The sequence below is a fragment of the Streptomyces sp. NPDC055966 genome (assembly GCF_042269865.1).
Taxonomy (GTDB): domain Bacteria; phylum Actinomycetota; class Actinomycetes; order Streptomycetales; family Streptomycetaceae; genus Streptomyces.
The window spans coordinates 198,656-214,003 of the sequence record NZ_JBHJYK010000003.1 but is presented as its reverse complement, the minus strand read 5'-3'; the positions used below and the strand labels follow the sequence as shown (position 1 = coordinate 214,003).

The window sequence follows — 15,348 nt, the reverse complement described above, 5'->3', positions numbered from 1 at the left end:
CAGCGCTCATTCAAAGTCACAGCCCGACCTGCCGCTCGCGTTAGGACAGCAAGGACAGCGATGCCCCCGAATACCACCGCCACAACGGGTGACAAGCCCGCCAAGTCCGGCAGGAAGAAGGGGCGCAGAGCCCGACTGATCGTGCTGGTGCTGGTCCTGGCCGTCATCGGCGGCATCGCCTACGGGGCGTACTGGTCGATCAGCACCGTGCGCGCCTCCTTCCCGCAGACCACGGGTTCGCTCACGCTCCAGGGCCTGTCCGGGCCGGTGGACGTGAAGCGGGACGGCAACGGCATCCCGCAGATCTACGCGTCCTCCGACACGGACCTGTTCATGGCGCAGGGCTACGTGCAGGCGCAGGACCGGTTCTACGAGATGGACGTGCGCCGGCACATGACCTCCGGGCGCCTGTCGGAGATGTTCGGCAAGAGCCAGGTCAAGAACGACGAGTTCCTGCGCACCCTCGGCTGGGACCGGATCGCCAAGCAGGAGTACGACACCAAGCTGTCGGCCTCCACGAAGAAGTACCTCGACGCGTATGCCAAGGGTGTCAACGCCTACCTCCAGGGCAAGGACGGCAAGGACATCTCCCTGGAGTACGCGGCGCTGGGCCTCACCAACGACTACACGCCGCAGCCGTGGACCCCGGTCGACTCCGTCTCCTGGCTCAAGGCGATGGCCTGGGACCTGCGCGGCAACATGCAGGACGAGATCGACCGCGCGCTGATGACGAGCCGGTTCGGCCCGCAGCAGATCAAGGACCTGTACCCCGAGTACCCCTACAGCCGTAACAAGCCGATCGTGCAGGAGGGTCAGTACAACGAGCTGACCAGGACCTTCCAGCAGAGCGGCGCGACGGGCGGCTCCCAGGGCACAGGCGTGACGGGTGCGACCGGCGGCAGCACGGGCTCCACGGGCGCCTCTGCGGGCGCGACGGGTACGACCGGCTCCGCCACCTCGGGCGCGACGGGATCGTCGCTCACGAGCCAGCTGGGGGGCCTCTACAACGTCCTGGACAACGTCCCGACCGCCGTCGGCGTGAACGGCCAGGGCATCGGCTCCAACTCCTGGGTCGTCTCCGGGAAGTACACCATCACCGGCAAGCCGCTGCTCGCCAACGACCCGCACCTGTCGGCGTCCCTGCCGTCCGTCTGGTACCAGATGGGCCTGCACTGCCGGACCGTCTCCGCCCAGTGCCAGTACGACGTCAGCGGTTACACCTTCGCCGGCATGCCGGGCGTGATAATCGGTCACAACGCCGACATCGCCTGGGGCATGACCAACTCCGGGGTCGACGTGACCGACCTCTACCTGGAGAAGGTCACCGCGAACGGCTACCTGTACGACGGCAAGGTCCGGCCCTTCCAGACCCGCGAGGAGACCATCAAGGTCGCCGGCGGCTCGTCCAAGACGATCGTCGTCCGCCAGACCCAGGACGGGATGCCGCTGCTGTCCGACCGGGACGACGAACTCGTCCAGGTCGGCAGGAAGGCCACGGTCAACACCGCCGCGCCCGACCGCGGTGACGGCTACGGCGTCGCCCTGCGGTGGACCGCGCTCGACCCGAGCACCTCCATGGACGCCGTCTTCGCCCTCGACAAGGCCTCCGGCTGGAGCGAGTTCCGCCAGGCCGCCGCCCTGTTCGACGTGCCGTCCCAGAACCTGGTCTACGCCGACACCAACAACAACATCGGCTACACGCTGCCGGGAAAGATCCCCACGCGCTCCTCGGTGGACGACGGCTCCGTGCCGGCGCCGGGATGGGAGTCGAAGTACCGCTGGACCGGCTTCGTCAAGCAGGGCGAGCTCCCCTACGAGTACAACCCCAAGCGCGGCTACATCGTCACCGCCAACCAGGCCGTGGTCGACAAGGGCAAGTACCCGTACACGCTGACCACCGACTGGGGCTACGGCACGCGCAGCCAGCGCATCACCGACCTGATCGAGTCCAAGATCAAGGACGGCGGCAAGATCTCGACCGACGACATGCGGCAGATGCAGCTGGACAACAGCAGCGAGATCGCCAAGCTCCTGGTGCCGAAGCTGCTGAAGATCAACCTGGACGACAAGAACGTGCGCCAGGCGCAGAAGCTGCTGGAGGGCTGGGACTACACCCAGGAATCCGACTCCGCGGCGGCCGCGTACTTCAACTCGGTCTGGCGCAACATCCTCAAGCTCGCCTTCGGCAACAAGATGCCCAAGGAGCTGCGTGTCAAGGGCCAGTGCCTATGGGTCGACAAGATCGACAGCACCGGTCCGGTCGACGACAACACCAAGGTGCGCGAGTGCGGTGAGCGCGACGCCGACCAGGCGCAGCCGGACGGCGGCGACCGCTGGTTCGAGGTCGTGCGCGACCTGATGGACAAGCCGGACAGCGACTGGTGGAAGACGCCCAAGTCGGGCACCCGCCCCGCCGCGAACAACATGGACCAGCTCTTCGCCCGCGCCATGATCGACGCCCGCTGGGAGCTGACCGCCAAGCTCGGCAAGGACATCGACACCTGGAGCTGGGGCCGGCTGCACCGCCTGTTCCTGAAGAACCAGACGCTCGGCACCGACGGCCCCCAGGTCCTGCAGTACATCCTCAACCGGGGCCCCTGGAAGCTCAGCGGCGGCGAGGCCACGGTCAACGCGACCGGCTGGAACGCCGCGGGCGGCTACGGCGTCGTCTGGGTGCCGTCGATGCGGATGGTCGTGAACCTCGCCGACTTCGACAAGTCCAAGTGGATCAACCTGACCGGCGCCTCCGGGCACGCCTTCAGCGCGCACTACACGGACCAGACGAGCCTGTGGGCCAAGGGCGAGCTGCTGCCCTGGTCGTTCTCGGCCACGACGGTCGACAAGAGCACGAGCGACACGCTCACCCTGAAGCCGTGAGCACCTGACGGCACGCGATCCGAAACGGCCCTCCACGCACGCGTGGAGGGCCGTTTTCCGTGAGGGCGGCGCCCGCTCAGGCGCCTCGGAAACGGTGCACGCCGGAGGGCGTCACCACCGCGTGCACCGGCTTGTCGTGCGCCTCCGCCGGGACGTGGGCGACGACCTCCGTGTCGTGGAGCAGGACCACGAGGCGGGGTCGTACGCCCGCGCGCTCCAGGCGGGCCAGCACGCGGTCGTACGACCCTCCGCCCCGCCCCAGGCGCATCCCGCGCGCGTCCACCGCCAGCCCGGGCAGCAGGACCACGTCGGCGCCCGTCACCGCGTCCGGGCCGAGGCGCGCGCCCGCGGGCTCGAAGAGCGCCATCTTTCCGCCGTGTCGGATCCGCGCGAGGGAGTCCGGGCCGGTGTACTCGCCCCAGTCCAGATCGTTGTCCGGCAGCAGTGCGGGGAGCAGGACCCGCACGCCCCGCGCGCGCAGCGCGTCCAACAGCGCCCGCGTGCCGGGTTCGCTCCCTACGGAGACGTACGCCGCCACCGTGCGCGCACGCGCCAGTTCGGGCAGCTCCAGCGCGCGCTCCGCCAGCGCGCGCCCTGTCGCGTCGGCGTCATCCGGTGTCAACCTGTTCCTCACCGTGAGGAGCTCCCGCCGCAACGTTCGCTTGTCAGGCTCGCTCATGCGTCCCTCGTGTTCCACGGGTCGTCTGCGTCCTTCTTGATTGTTCAATGCGGTCATAAAGGGTCAACCAACCGGCACTACGGATTCCGTACAAAGAGCCGGTTAAGGTGGCGGGCATGACTCAGTCGCACCCCAGGATCAGCAAGGCTGTCATCCCTGCGGCAGGCCTCGGTACGCGGTTCCTGCCGGCCACCAAGGCCACTCCCAAGGAGATGCTGCCGGTCGTCGACAAGCCGGCGATCCAGTACGTGGTCGAGGAGGCCGTGGCGGCGGGTCTCGACGACGTGCTCATGGTCACCGGACGCAACAAGCGTCCCCTGGAGGACCACTTCGACCGCAACTACGAGCTGGAATCGGCCCTTCAGAAGAAGGGCGACGCCGGCCGGCTCGCCAAGGTCCAGGAGTCCAGCGACCTGGCGACCATGCACTACGTCCGCCAGGGCGACCCCAAGGGCCTGGGCCACGCCGTCCTGTGCGCCGCCCCGCACGTGGGCCACGAGCCCTTCGCCGTCCTCCTCGGCGACGACCTGATCGACCCTCGCGACCCGCTGCTCCAGCGCATGATCGAGATCCAGGAACAGCACGGCGGCAGCGTGATCGCCCTCATGGAGGTCGCTCCCGAGCAGATCCACCTCTACGGCTGCGCGGCCGTGGAGGCCACCGCCGACACCGACGTCGTGAAGGTGACCGGACTGGTCGAGAAGCCGGACCCGGCGGACGCCCCGTCGCACTACGCGGTCATCGGCCGCTACGTCCTCGACCCGCACATCTTCGACATACTCCGCCGGACCGAGCCGGGCCGCGGCGGCGAGATCCAGCTCACCGACGCCCTCCAGCAACTCGCCCAGGACGAGAAGGTCGGCGGTCCGGTGCACGGCGTCGTCTTCCAGGGCCGCCGCTACGACACCGGCGACCGCGGCGACTATCTGCGTGCCATTGTCAGACTCGCGTGCGAACGTGAAGACCTGGGCCCGGACTTCCGGGCCTGGCTTCGCAGTTACGTAGCCGAGGAGATGCAGCAATCTTGAGCAGCGCCGCGACCCGCCCCGCCGGCCCGGACCATCTGTGGTCGGTGGACGAGCACCTGGAGGACATCCTCTCCGCCGTCCGCCCCCTGGAGCCCATCGAGCTGCAACTGCTCGACGCCCAGGGCTGCGTCCTGGTCGACGACGTCACGGTGCCGGTGTCCCTGCCGCCGTTCGACAACAGCTCCATGGACGGGTACGCGGTGCGGGTCGCGGACGTCGGGGGTGCCAGTGAGGAGTTCCCGGCCGTCCTGGACGTCGTCGGGGACGTCGCGGCCGGCGCGGCCGACCCGGTCCGGGTCGGCCCCGGGCAGGCCGCCCGCATCATGACCGGCGCCCCGCTGCCGCCGGGCGCCGAGGCCGTCGTCCCCGTCGAGTGGACCGACGGCGGGCTCGGCGAGGGACCGGTGAGCGGCATGCGGGCACGCAGCCTGGCCCCCGAGGGCGCCGAGGGGCAGGTGCGCGTGCACCGTCCCGCCCGGGCACGCGCGCACGTGCGCGCCAAGGGCAGCGACGTGAAGGCCGGCGAACGCGCCCTGGAGGCCGGCACGATCCTCGGCCCGCCGCAGATCGCGCTCCTCGCCGCGATCGGCCGCGGCACGGTACGCGTGCGCCCGCGCCCGCGCGTGGTCGTCATGTCCACCGGCAGCGAACTCGTCCAGCCCGGCGAGGACCTGGCCGACGGCCAGATCTACGACTCCAACAGCTTCGCCCTCACCGCCGCCGCGCGGGACGCCGGCGCCATCGCCTACCGGGTGGGCGCGGTCGCCGACGACGCCGACACCCTGCGCTCGACCATCGAGGACCAGCTCGTCCGCGCCGACCTGCTGGTGACCACGGGCGGGGTGAGCGTCGGGGCGTACGACGTGGTCAAGGAGGCGCTGTCGTACGCCGGTGACGAGGACGAGGCGGGCGGCGGCGTGGAGTTCCGCAAGCTCGCCATGCAGCCCGGCAAGCCCCAGGGCTTCGGCTCGATCGGCCCCGACCACACGCCGCTGCTGGCCCTGCCCGGCAACCCGGTGTCGTCGTACGTCTCCTTCGAGCTGTTCGTCCGCCCCGCCATCCGCGCCCTGATGGGCCTGCCGGACCTGCACCGGCCCCGTACGCGCGCGACGCTGAAGGCGGACGAGGCGCTGCGCTCGCCCAAGGGGCGCCGGCAGTTCCTGCGGGGCGCCTACGCCGACGGCGAGGTGGCCCCGGTGGGCGGGGCCGGTTCGCACCTGATCGCGGCGCTGGCGCAAGCCGACGCGCTGATCGTCGTCCCCGAGGACACCGAGTCCGCCGAGCCCGGCGACGAGGTGGAGGTCGTCCTGCTCGGCTGACGCACGCGCGCGTGAGCGAGCGACGGGGCCCCACGGGGGTCCTGGCCCGGTGCGTGCGCCGACTTGGCGGTACCGTGGCGCGCACAGCAGGCCCGCGCAACCGCACTGTGACGGGCCCGGACCGGGAGCGGCACAGAGCATGAGTACGCAGGACGGACTGACGCACATCGACGAGGCGGGCGCCGCCCGTATGGTCGACGTATCCGGGAAGGACGTGACCGCGCGCACCGCCCGTGCCAGCGGCCGCGTGCTCGTCTCGCCCCGCGTGGTCGAGCTGCTGCGCGGCGAGGGGGTACCCAAGGGGGACGCCCTCGCCACCGCGCGGATCGCGGGCATCATGGGCGCCAAGCGCACCCCGGACCTGATCCCGCTGTGCCACCCGTTGTCGGTGTCCGGTGTGAAACTGGATCTGTCGGTCGCGGACGACGCCGTGGAGATCCAGGCCACCGTGAGGACGACGGACCGTACGGGCGTCGAGATGGAGGCCCTCACCGCCGTCACGGTCGCCGCGCTGACCGTGATCGACATGGTCAAGGCGGTCGACAAGGGAGCGGTCATCACGGACGTACGGGTGGAGGAGAAGACGGGCGGCACGTCGGGCGACTGGAGCCGGGCATGAGCTACCGGGCTCTGGTGGTCACCGCCTCCAACCGGGCCGCGGCGGGTGTCTACGAGGACAAGGGCGGCCCGTTGATCGTCGACGGCCTGACGGGCTTCGGGTTCGCCGTGGACGGCCCCCGGATCGTGCCCGACGGGGATCCCGTGCGGGAGGCCCTGCTGGCGGGCGTGGCCGCCGGGTACGACGCGATCGTCACCACCGGCGGCACCGGCGTCTCGCCGACCGACCGCACTCCCGAGGCGACCCGCGCGGTGATCGACTACGAGGTGCCGGGCATCGCGGAGGCCATCCGGGCGTTCGGCAGTCAGAAGGTGCCGACCGCCGTGCTGTCCCGGGGCCTGGCCGGGGTGGCGGGACGGACCCTGATCGTCAATCTGCCGGGCTCCACGGGCGGGGTGCGCGACGGCCTCGCCGTGCTGGAGCCGCTGCTGGTCCACGCCGTCGACCAGATCCGCGGCGGCGACCACCCCAGACCCACGAGCGGGGGTGCGAGCTGAACAGCCCCTACTGGCCCGTCGTGCTGGCGGACGGCGATGTCGTCCTCCGGCCGATAAGGCTGCGCGACCAGCGAGCCTGGCGCGAGGTGAACCGGCGCAACCGGGACTGGCTGCGCCCCTGGGAGGCGACCATTCCGCCGCCCACGCCGAGCGGGCCGATCACCCACCGGCCGACGTACCGCCAGATGGTCCGGCACCTGCGGTCGGAGGCCAACGCGGGCCGGATGCTGCCGTTCGTCATCGAGTACCAGGGGCGGCTCGTCGGGCAGTTGACGGTCGCCGGGATCACCTGGGGGTCGATGTGCTCGGGGCACGTCGGGTACTGGGTGGACGAGTCGGTGGCCGGCCGCGGCGTGATGCCGACGGCGGTCGCGCTCGTGGTGGATCACTGTTTCCGTGCCGTCGGGCTGCACCGCATCGAGGTCTGCATTCGGCCCGAGAACCGGCCCAGCCGCCGGGTCGTGGAGAAACTCGGATTCCGCGAGGAGGGGCTCCGGCCGCGCTATCTGCACATCGACGGGGCCTGGCGCGACCACCTGGTCTTCGCGCTCACCGCGGAAGAGGTGCCCGACGGGTTGCTCGCGCGCTGGCAGCGGGCACGCTCCCAAAGGGAGCGGCACATCGAGCGCCCGGCGGACGACGCGGATCCGTCGCGGAATCCGCAGAACACGCCGGGGAATCCCGCCTAGGCCCGCCGAAATTGAATATGTGTTCGAAATTGATCGGATGCTGACCGTCTCAGGGCATTGAATTCGCGACTGAGGCGGTCCTCTGATCGCATGGATCGCAAAAAAAGCTGGAAATATCAGCCAGATCGTGCGACACACCGGCCCAATTGGCGGATGGCCTCAGGCAAACCCCTCTACGGTGTGAGGCGTGAGCAGCAGCGGCCTCATCTACGCAGTCATTGTCGGGGCCTGGGCCGCCTACTTGGTGCCGATGTGGCTCCGTAGGCAGGACGAGCTGAACGAGGCCCGTCCGACGGAACGCTTCAGCACCGCCATCCGGCTGCTGTCCGGACGGGCGGGCATGGAGCGTCGATACGCCAGGGACCTGCGGGCGCGCTCCGCCCAGGAGGGGGAGCCGGACGCCGGTGACCCGGACGCCGCCACCGACTCGGTGGACGTCCGGGCCTTCGCCATGCCTCCGGCCCGTCGTCAGGTGCACGCGGAAGCCGGGGGAGAGTCACCCGGAAGAGCGGAAGCGGCACGCGGACAGGAGCCCGCACGGGCGCCCAAACCGGCGCCCGCGCCCCCGCAGCGGCCGGTGCCGGCCGCGCGGCGCACGGCCTCGGCACAGGCGGCCGCAGCGCGCGACCGGCGCCTGAAGGTCCTGGCGCGCCGCCGGCGCACCACCGTGATGCTCTTCCTCGGCTTCACGCTCGGTGCGATCGTCGCCGCGGTCGGCGGGCTCGCCTTCCTGTGGGCGCCCGCCGTACCGGCCGTGATGCTCAGCGGGTACATCGCGTACCTGCGCTCCCAGGAGCGCCGTCGCTTCGCCTACCAGATGGACCGCCGGCAGGCCGAGGTCGCCGCGCAGCGGCTGCGGGAGCGCGAGCGTCAGCCGCGTCGGCGCGTGTCGCCCGATACGACGAGCGCCGGCGCGGACGAAGCGGAGGAGGTTCAGGAGGCCGAGACGGATCCCGGTCTCTCCGCGCTCGCCGCGGACCGGCGTGCCCTGGTCGAGCAGACCGACCACGCCGAGTGGGTCGACCAGCAGCGTGAGCGGCAGCGGCGGCCCGGCGGGGACAGCTGGGAGCCCGTGCCGGTGCCCCTGCCGACGTATGTGACCGCGCCGGTGGCGCCGCGTGCCACGTCCGACGTGGACCTGGGGGCGCCGGACACCTGGAGCTCGGCGCGTTCCAGCTCGGTCGCGCCGGAGCAGGAGGCCGTCCACGCGCCGGAGGCCGGCGCCGACGAGCAGGCGCCTGTGGCCGAGGACAAGCCGGCGGGCGGCCGCAGCGACGCGCGCCGCGCCGCGTCCGCGCGCCGGGCCCGTGAGCGCGGACGCACGCCCCTGTTCGATCAGTACGAGGACGGCGACCGCCCGCGCGCGGCGAACGAGTAACTCCCGCACGCCCCTCCGGCGCGCTCCCCGTCGCGCGCCCCCTCCGGAGACCCCCGCCGTGACCAGTCACGGAACGGATTTCCAAGCACCCCGACGGGGATGCTAGAGTTTCACTCGTTGCAAGGGCCTGTGGCGCAGTCCGGTAGCGCACCTCGTTCGCATCGAGGGGGCCAGGGGTTCAAATCCCCTCAGGTCCACGCAGCATGAAGCCCCTGTCGGCAGTAGTCGACAGGGGCTTCATCGTATGTCCGGGCGCGGTGTCGGACCGCGTTCAGGCCTGCCGGGGCTCAAGCGGGCCTGGTGTGATCCGAGTTACCGGCTCAGGGCCGCTCAGAGCTTCTTCGCGAAGCAGAGGCTCTCCTCGTGGAAGCGGTAGTAGCCGAACTTGGCGCACGGCTCGTAGCCGCTCGACGTGTACAGGGTGACGGCCTCCGGCTGCTTGCTGCCCGTCTCCAGCACCATGCGGATCCGGCCGGCGGTTCGGGCGTCCTCCTCCAGGGCCGCGAGCATGCGGCGCGCGAGGCCCCGGCCGCGCATGTGCGCGACCACGTACATGCGCTTGAGTTCGGCGTCGCCGTTCTCGTTGCCCTCGTCGTTGAGGTCCTGGCTGCGCCAGCCGCCGGTCGCGACGGGGCGGTCGAGCTCGTCGTACGCGATCAGGTAGGCGCCGCGCGGCGGGTCGAAGTCCGTGGTGTCCAGAGCCGTGGCGTCGCCGTCGCCGCCGTAGCGCAGCTGGTACTCGGCCTGTACCTCGTCGTTGAGCGTGACGGCGTCGGGGTGATCGAAACGGACGCGGCGTATATTCATGCTGGGCATCGTACTTCTATGCAGGACGGTGTTCGTCGGACGGTGTGGACGGGCTCCGACCAGTGTGCCGGTATCGTGCCCTGGTGCTGACTGTGACCTCGGTGAACGTGAACGGGCTGCGGGCCGCCGCCAAGAAGGGCTTCGTGGAGTGGCTCGCCCGGACGGAGGCGGACGTCGTCTGTCTCCAGGAGGTGCGTGCCGAGCCGCACCAGCTGCCCGAGGAGGTCCGGGAGCCCGACGGCTGGCACGTCGTGCACGCCCCGGCCGCCGCCAAGGGGCGTGCGGGCGTCTCCCTCTACACGCGGCGGGAGCCGGACCGCGTCCGGGTCGGCTTCGGTTCGGACGAGTTCGACGGCAGCGGCCGCTACGTCGAGGCCGACCTGCCCGGTGTGACGGTCGTCTCCCTGTATCTGCCCTCCGGCGAGGTCGGCACCGAGCGGCAGGACGAGAAGGTGCGCTTCATGGACGAGTTCCTCGTCCACCTCAAGGAGCTGCGCGCGCGGGCCGCCGCCGACGGGCGCGAGGTCGTCGTCTGTGGCGACTGGAACATCGCCCATCAGCATTCCGACCTCAAGAACTGGCGCGGCAACACCAAGAACTCCGGCTTCCTGCCCGAGGAGCGGGAGTGGCTCGGCCGGGTGCTCGCCGCCGAGGAGGGCGGTTACGTCGACGTCGTGCGCGCCCTGCACCCCGATGTCGAGGGGCCGTACACCTGGTGGTCGTACCGCGGGCGGGCCTTCGACAACGACTCGGGGTGGCGCATCGACTACCACGTCGCCACGCCCGGGCTCGCCGGCAAGGCCGTCAAGGGGGTCGTGGAGCGCGCGGCCACGCATGCCGAGCGGTGGTCGGACCACGCGCCGGTGACCGTCGTCTACGACCTGTAGGCGCGGCCCCGCCCGCTGGTCCGTCGGCGGCAGGCGGGCTCAGATGGCGCGTTCGCCGGATTTCTTGGTCAGGCGGCGGTCGAGGGCCAGGGAGAGTTCCGCCTCGACCACGCTGCGGGCCAGGGGGCGCAGGCGGTGGAGGTCCTCCTCGGGGGCGTGGCGCAGGATCAGGTCGGAGAAGAGTTCAGCCAGGGCGTCGGCGTGTTCGCGGACTCGGGTGGCGGCCGTGAGGACCTCGCCGAGCGGGATGCCCTCGCGGACCAGGGCGGAGGAGACGTCCAGCAGGCGGCGGCTGATGTGGACGATCTCGTCGCCGTCGGTGCCGAGGTAGCCCAGTGCCATGGCCGCGGCGAGGTTCTCGGGGGTGACCTCGCCCTCGAAGCGGGCGGCGAGTTCCTCGGGCGTGAGCCGGACCGGCTCCTCCTCGGTGGGGGTGCCGACGCCGAGCAGGTCGGCGACGTCGCGGCCCTGGTCGAGGGCCTCCGCGAGTTCCGCGATGCCGTTCAGCGTGTGGCCGCGCTCCAGCATGGCGGCGATCGTGCGCAGGCGCGCGAGGTGGTGGTCGTCGTACCAGGCGATACGGCCCTCGCGCCGGGGCGGCGGGATCAGCTTGCGCTCCCGGTAGAAGCGCAGGGTGCGCACGGTGATCCCGGCGAGCCGGGCCAGCTCCTCCATGCGGTACTCGCGCCGTTCCCGCGGCCTTGTCCCCGAGTGTTCTGCGTCCTCTGCCACGTCCGCAGCCTATGTTGTACCGCCGGTAACTTTCGTGCCCCCGCCCCCTACCGCTCGGTACGGAGCTGCTCTACAGTCCCATTGCGCCAGTGTTCACTGGCAGGGTCGAAGGCGATGCGTGGAGGCTTCGGGATGGCCGAGCACGAGCATGTACGGGTGGCGGTGATCGGGTCCGGGTTCGGCGGGCTGGGGGCCGCCGTGCGGCTGCGCCGCGAGGGGATCACCGACTTCGTCGTCCTGGAGCGGGCCGACAGCGTCGGCGGCACCTGGCGGGACAACAGTTACCCCGGGTGCGCCTGTGACGTACCCTCCCACCTCTACTCCTTCTCCTTCGCGCCCAACCCGGACTGGCCGCGTACCTTCTCGGGGCAGCAGCACATCCGTGCCTACCTGGAGCACGTCACCGACCTTTTCGGACTGCGCCCGCACCTTCGCCTCGACTCCGAGGTCAAGCTGATGACCTGGGACACCGAGAACCTGCGGTGGACCATCGAGACCACGCGCGGCTCGCTGACCGCCGACGTCGTCGTCTCCGCCACCGGACCGCTGTCCGACCCGAAGATCCCCGGGATCCCGGGCCTGGAGTCCTTCCCCGGCAAGGTGTTCCACTCCGCCCGCTGGGACCACGACTACGACCTGCGCGGCAAGCGCGTCGCGGTGGTCGGCACCGGGGCCTCCGCGATCCAGATCGTGCCCACGATCCAGCCGCAGGTCGGCCGGCTGACCCTCTTCCAGCGCACGCCGCCGTGGGTGATGCCCCGAGTGGACCGCGCCATCAGCGGCGTCGAGCGCGGACTGCACCGGCTGCTCCCGTTCACGACCCAGGTGCGGCGCGGACTGCTGTGGGGCATCCGGGAGCTTCAGGTCCAGGCGTTCACCAAGCACCCCGACGAACTCGGCCTGGTCGAACAGCTCGCCAAGCGCAACATGGCCCGCGCGATCAAGGACCCGGCCCTGCGCGCCAAGCTCACGCCCGACTACCGCATCGGCTGCAAGCGGATCCTGCTGTCCAGCGCGTACTACCCGGCGCTGGCCAGGCCGAACGTGGACGTCGTCGCCAGCGGGCTCGGCGAGATCCGCGGATCGACGCTCGTGGCGGCCGACGGCACCGAGGCCGAGGCCGAGGCCGACGCGATCGTCTTCGGGACGGGCTTCCACGTCACGGACATGCCGATCGCCGAGCGGGTGGTCGGCGCGGCGGGCGACACGCTCGCGGACTCCTGGAAGAACGGCATGCGGGCGCTGCGCGGTGCCACCGCCGCCGGGTTCCCGAACTTCATGACGATCATCGGGCCCAACACCGGCCTCGGGAACTCCTCCATGATCCTCATGATCGAGTCCCAGCTGAACTACATGGCCGACTATCTGCGCCAGCTCGACGTCCTCGGCGGCCGCACCGCCCTGGACGCCCGGCCCGCCGCCGTCGAGTCCTGGAACCACCGGGTCCAGGAGCGCATGAAGCGGACGGTGTGGAACACCGGCGGCTGCACCAGCTGGTACCTGGACGCGAGCGGCCGCAACACCACGATCTGGCCCGGCACGACGTCCGAGTTCCGCAGCGCGACCCGGCGCGTGGACCTGGCGGAGTACGAGGTCGTCCGGAACGCCGACGGCAAGCCGGCCGGTACGGCCGTGCGGCGGACGCCGGCCGCCGTCGTGGAGAGCGAGGGCGCCGCATGAGCCGGACCGCCCCCGCGCCCGCCCCTGTCACCGGCGGCCGCTACGCCCCGCCCGCCCCCGCCCACGAACTCACCGTCGTCTCCGCCGACGGCGCGCCCCTGCACGTCGAGGTGCACGGCCCCGAGAACGCGCCCCCGATCGTCCTCTCTCACGGCTGGACCTGCTCGACCGCCTTCTGGGCGGCGCAGATACGGGACCTGGCGAGGGACCACCGGGTGATCGCGTACGACCAGAGGGGGCACGGGCGCAGCCCCGCGAGCCCCGCGTGCACCACCCGGGCGCTGGCGGACGATCTCGAAGCCGTGCTCGCGCGGACGCTCGCACGCGGGGAGAAGGCCCTGATCGTCGGCCACTCCATGGGCGGCATGACGGTCATGGCCGCGGCCACGCGCCCCCGCTTCCAGGAGCACGCCGCCGCCGTCCTGCTGTGCAGCACGGGCAGTTCGCGGCTGGTCGCGGAGTCGCGCGTGGTGCCTATGCGCGCCGGGGGCGTGCGCACCTGGATCACCGGGCACATCCTGGGCTCGCGCGCTCCCCTCGGGCCGGTCACGCCGGTTGCGAAGAGCGTCCTCAAGTACGCCACCATGGGCGCCGGTTCCGCCCCGCACATGGTGGAGGCGTGCGCCCGGATCGTGCACGCCTGCCCGCGCGCCGTACGCCATGCGTGGGCCGGGGTGCTGGCGGCGCTCGATCTCGACCACGGCGTACGGGAGTTGCACACGCCCACCGCGATCGTGCACGGCGCGTCCGACCGGCTCACGCCTGCGGTGCACGCCCGCGCGCTGGCCGCCGCGCTGCCGGAATGCGTCGGTCTCACCGAGCTGACCGGCGTCGGGCACATGACCCCGATCGAGGCCCCCGACCTGGTGATCGGCAGGATCCGGGAGCTCGTCACCACGTATGTCACGGCGCAGATCAAGGAGGGCGCATGAGCAGGGTCAGCCTCGAAGGGCAGGTCGCGGTCGTCACGGGGGCGGCGCGCGGCGTCGGTGAGCTGCTGGCGCGCAAGCTCTCGGCACGCGGCGCGAAGGTCGCGCTGGTCGGGCTGGAGGAGGAGGCGCTCAAGGAGGTCTCCGGGCGGCTGCACAGCGACAGCGCGTACTGGTACGCCGACGTCACCGACCACGAGGCGATGGGCCGGGTCGCACGGGAGGTGAAGGAGCGGTTCGGGAAGGTGGACATCGTGGTCGCCAACGCCGGTGTGGCGACGGGCGGTCCGTTCATCGACTCCGATCCGCAGGCCTGGCGGCGGGTGATCGAGGTCAACCTGATCGGTTCGGCGGTGACCGCGCGCGCGTTCCTGCCGGTGCTGGTCGAGAGCAGGGGCTATCTGCTCCAGATCGCCTCGCTCGCCGCGATCACGCCCGCGCCGATGATGACGGCGTACTGCGCCTCCAAGTCGGGCGTGGAGGCGTACGCGCACAGTCTGCGCGCCGAGGTCGGCTACCAGGGCGTGCGCGTCGGCGTCGGCTACCTGTCGTGGACGGACACCGACATGGTGCGCGGTGCCGACCAGGACGACGTGATGCGGGAGTTGCGCCAGCGGCTGCCGTGGCCGTCGAACAAGACGTACCCGCTGGGCCCCGCCGTGGACCGGATCGTGGAGGGCATCGAGCGGCGCTCGGCGCACGTGTACGGACAGTGGTGGCTGCGCGGCATGCAGGGGGTGCGCGGATATCTGCCGGCGCTCATCGGGACCGTGGGGCAGCGCGAGATGAAGCGGTTCGCGCCCCGGTTGCAGGGGATGAGCTCGGGGCTCGTGGGCGCGGGCGGCGCGGCCGACGACGCGGCGCGGGCTACGCACCGTAACTGATCCACATGCGTTGCCCGGTCCGCCGTGTGAGTCTGGTCGAGGCCCCAGCGGGGCCGTTCCCCCGATTTCCCTCTCACTCACCACAGGAGTGAACCCTCATGGGTATGAAGGACCAGTCCCGGAACAAGGCCGGCGAACCGAAGCAGCGGGCGAAGGGCAAGGGCGACCAGGCCCGTCAGCAGGCCGGGCAGCGCGGTAAGCAGCAGGCGCCGCCCGAGCGGGGACTCAAGCACGAGAACATGCGTGACATCGAGGACTCGGACCAGGAGATGAAGGACCGGTTCGACCGGGACTACGACGCGTAGCCGCTGCGCTCGGCTTCGGCCGGCTGTTCGGCGCGGGG

At 71.3% G+C, this 15,348-nt stretch carries 15 protein-coding genes and 1 tRNA gene; 13 read left to right on the top strand and 3 right to left on the bottom strand.

The genetic code is table 11. The features are described 5' to 3' along the window. Positions 1-60: 60 nt before the first annotated feature. Entirely contained in the window at positions 61-2,877 is a 2,817-nt protein-coding gene (locus tag ACFC8N_RS07845; protein WP_376287366.1) for a penicillin acylase family protein, read from the top strand. A gap of 76 nt (positions 2,878-2,953) precedes the next feature. On the opposite strand, the gene ACFC8N_RS07840 is transcribed toward ACFC8N_RS07845, so the two are convergent. Beyond that, positions 2,954-3,556, bottom strand: a complete 603-nt coding sequence (locus tag ACFC8N_RS07840; RefSeq protein WP_356036914.1) for a 5-formyltetrahydrofolate cyclo-ligase — start codon at positions 3,554-3,556, stop codon at positions 2,954-2,956. A gap of 116 nt (positions 3,557-3,672) precedes the next feature. Here ACFC8N_RS07840 and galU point away from each other — a divergent pair, with 116 nt between their 5' ends. From galU to ACFC8N_RS07805, 7 genes are all read left to right on the top strand, one after another. After that, positions 3,673-4,584, top strand: a complete 912-nt coding sequence (gene galU / locus ACFC8N_RS07835) for a UTP--glucose-1-phosphate uridylyltransferase GalU (RefSeq protein ID WP_376287364.1) — start codon at positions 3,673-3,675, stop codon at positions 4,582-4,584. Beyond that, positions 4,581-5,903, top strand: a complete 1,323-nt coding sequence (gene glp / locus ACFC8N_RS07830) for a gephyrin-like molybdotransferase Glp (RefSeq protein ID WP_376287362.1) — start codon at positions 4,581-4,583, stop codon at positions 5,901-5,903. The genes galU and glp overlap by 4 nt, the downstream gene beginning before the upstream one ends. A gap of 139 nt (positions 5,904-6,042) precedes the next feature. Next, complete coding sequence (gene moaC / locus ACFC8N_RS07825; protein WP_071374740.1) at positions 6,043-6,522, top strand: cyclic pyranopterin monophosphate synthase MoaC; 480 nt, start codon at positions 6,043-6,045, stop codon at positions 6,520-6,522. After that, positions 6,519-7,019, top strand: coding sequence for a MogA/MoaB family molybdenum cofactor biosynthesis protein (locus tag ACFC8N_RS07820; protein ID WP_356027031.1), 501 nt, complete (start codon positions 6,519-6,521; stop codon positions 7,017-7,019). The genes moaC and ACFC8N_RS07820 overlap by 4 nt, the downstream gene beginning before the upstream one ends. A gap of 20 nt (positions 7,020-7,039) precedes the next feature. Next, positions 7,040-7,708: a GNAT family protein gene (locus ACFC8N_RS07815; protein ID WP_356027034.1), complete on the top strand. Its 669-nt coding sequence runs from the start codon at positions 7,040-7,042 to the stop codon at positions 7,706-7,708. Between the two features lie 187 nt (positions 7,709-7,895). After that, positions 7,896-9,086 carry a gephyrin-like molybdotransferase receptor GlpR gene (gene glpR / locus ACFC8N_RS07810; RefSeq protein ID WP_356027036.1) on the top strand — a complete coding sequence of 397 codons (1,191 nt, stop codon included), beginning with the start codon at positions 7,896-7,898 and terminating at the stop codon, positions 9,084-9,086. A 123-nt stretch (positions 9,087-9,209) separates the two neighbouring features. After that, positions 9,210-9,283: transfer RNA gene (locus tag ACFC8N_RS07805), tRNA-Ala, on the top strand. Between the two features lie 133 nt (positions 9,284-9,416). On the opposite strand, the gene ACFC8N_RS07800 is transcribed toward ACFC8N_RS07805, so the two are convergent. After that, positions 9,417-9,893, bottom strand: a complete 477-nt coding sequence (locus ACFC8N_RS07800) for a GNAT family N-acetyltransferase (RefSeq protein ID WP_376287359.1) — start codon at positions 9,891-9,893, stop codon at positions 9,417-9,419. Between the two features lie 83 nt (positions 9,894-9,976). Here ACFC8N_RS07800 and ACFC8N_RS07795 point away from each other — a divergent pair, with 83 nt between their 5' ends. Beyond that, positions 9,977-10,780, top strand: a complete 804-nt coding sequence (locus tag ACFC8N_RS07795; RefSeq protein WP_376287357.1) for an exodeoxyribonuclease III — start codon at positions 9,977-9,979, stop codon at positions 10,778-10,780. A gap of 39 nt (positions 10,781-10,819) precedes the next feature. Here ACFC8N_RS07795 and ACFC8N_RS07790 read toward each other — a convergent pair whose 3' ends face one another. Continuing rightward, complete coding sequence (locus tag ACFC8N_RS07790; protein WP_376287729.1) at positions 10,820-11,455, bottom strand: MerR family transcriptional regulator; 636 nt, start codon at positions 11,453-11,455, stop codon at positions 10,820-10,822. A gap of 189 nt (positions 11,456-11,644) precedes the next feature. On the opposite strand from ACFC8N_RS07790, the gene ACFC8N_RS07785 reads away from it, so the two are divergent. From ACFC8N_RS07785 to ACFC8N_RS07770, 4 genes are all read left to right on the top strand, one after another. Beyond that, the gene (locus tag ACFC8N_RS07785; RefSeq protein WP_376287355.1) at positions 11,645-13,192 is read left to right on the top strand and encodes a flavin-containing monooxygenase; all 1,548 of its coding nucleotides are present in this window, start codon (positions 11,645-11,647) and stop codon (positions 13,190-13,192) included. Further along, positions 13,189-14,124 (top strand): alpha/beta hydrolase, encoded by a 936-nt coding sequence (locus ACFC8N_RS07780; protein ID WP_362821421.1) that lies wholly within the window; start codon positions 13,189-13,191, stop codon positions 14,122-14,124. The genes ACFC8N_RS07785 and ACFC8N_RS07780 overlap by 4 nt, the downstream gene beginning before the upstream one ends. After that, positions 14,121-15,005: an SDR family oxidoreductase gene (locus ACFC8N_RS07775; RefSeq protein WP_362821422.1), complete on the top strand. Its 885-nt coding sequence runs from the start codon at positions 14,121-14,123 to the stop codon at positions 15,003-15,005. The genes ACFC8N_RS07780 and ACFC8N_RS07775 overlap by 4 nt, the downstream gene beginning before the upstream one ends. Positions 15,006-15,109: 104 nt before the next feature. After that, the gene (locus tag ACFC8N_RS07770) at positions 15,110-15,310 is read left to right on the top strand and encodes a hypothetical protein (protein WP_256256052.1); all 201 of its coding nucleotides are present in this window, start codon (positions 15,110-15,112) and stop codon (positions 15,308-15,310) included. Positions 15,311-15,348 lie beyond the last annotated feature (38 nt).

What these genes read in the sequence shown, in the direction of transcription:
- ACFC8N_RS07845 (WP_376287366.1), top strand. Translation starts at nt 61, where the DNA reads ATGCCCCCGAATACCACCGCCACAACGGGTGACAAGCCCGCCAAGTCC.
- ACFC8N_RS07840 (WP_356036914.1), bottom strand. Translation starts at nt 3,556, where the DNA reads ATGAGCGAGCCTGACAAGCGAACGTTGCGGCGGGAGCTCCTCACGGTG.
- galU (WP_376287364.1), top strand. Translation starts at nt 3,673, where the DNA reads ATGACTCAGTCGCACCCCAGGATCAGCAAGGCTGTCATCCCTGCGGCA.
- moaC (WP_071374740.1), top strand. Translation starts at nt 6,043, where the DNA reads ATGAGTACGCAGGACGGACTGACGCACATCGACGAGGCGGGCGCCGCC.
- ACFC8N_RS07820 (WP_356027031.1), top strand. Translation starts at nt 6,519, where the DNA reads ATGAGCTACCGGGCTCTGGTGGTCACCGCCTCCAACCGGGCCGCGGCG.
- ACFC8N_RS07800 (WP_376287359.1), bottom strand. Translation starts at nt 9,893, where the DNA reads ATGAATATACGCCGCGTCCGTTTCGATCACCCCGACGCCGTCACGCTC.
- ACFC8N_RS07790 (WP_376287729.1), bottom strand. Translation starts at nt 11,455, where the DNA reads ATGGAGGAGCTGGCCCGGCTCGCCGGGATCACCGTGCGCACCCTGCGC.
- ACFC8N_RS07785 (WP_376287355.1), top strand. Translation starts at nt 11,645, where the DNA reads ATGGCCGAGCACGAGCATGTACGGGTGGCGGTGATCGGGTCCGGGTTC.
- ACFC8N_RS07780 (WP_362821421.1), top strand. Translation starts at nt 13,189, where the DNA reads ATGAGCCGGACCGCCCCCGCGCCCGCCCCTGTCACCGGCGGCCGCTAC.
- ACFC8N_RS07775 (WP_362821422.1), top strand. Translation starts at nt 14,121, where the DNA reads ATGAGCAGGGTCAGCCTCGAAGGGCAGGTCGCGGTCGTCACGGGGGCG.
- ACFC8N_RS07770 (WP_256256052.1), top strand. Translation starts at nt 15,110, where the DNA reads ATGAAGGACCAGTCCCGGAACAAGGCCGGCGAACCGAAGCAGCGGGCG.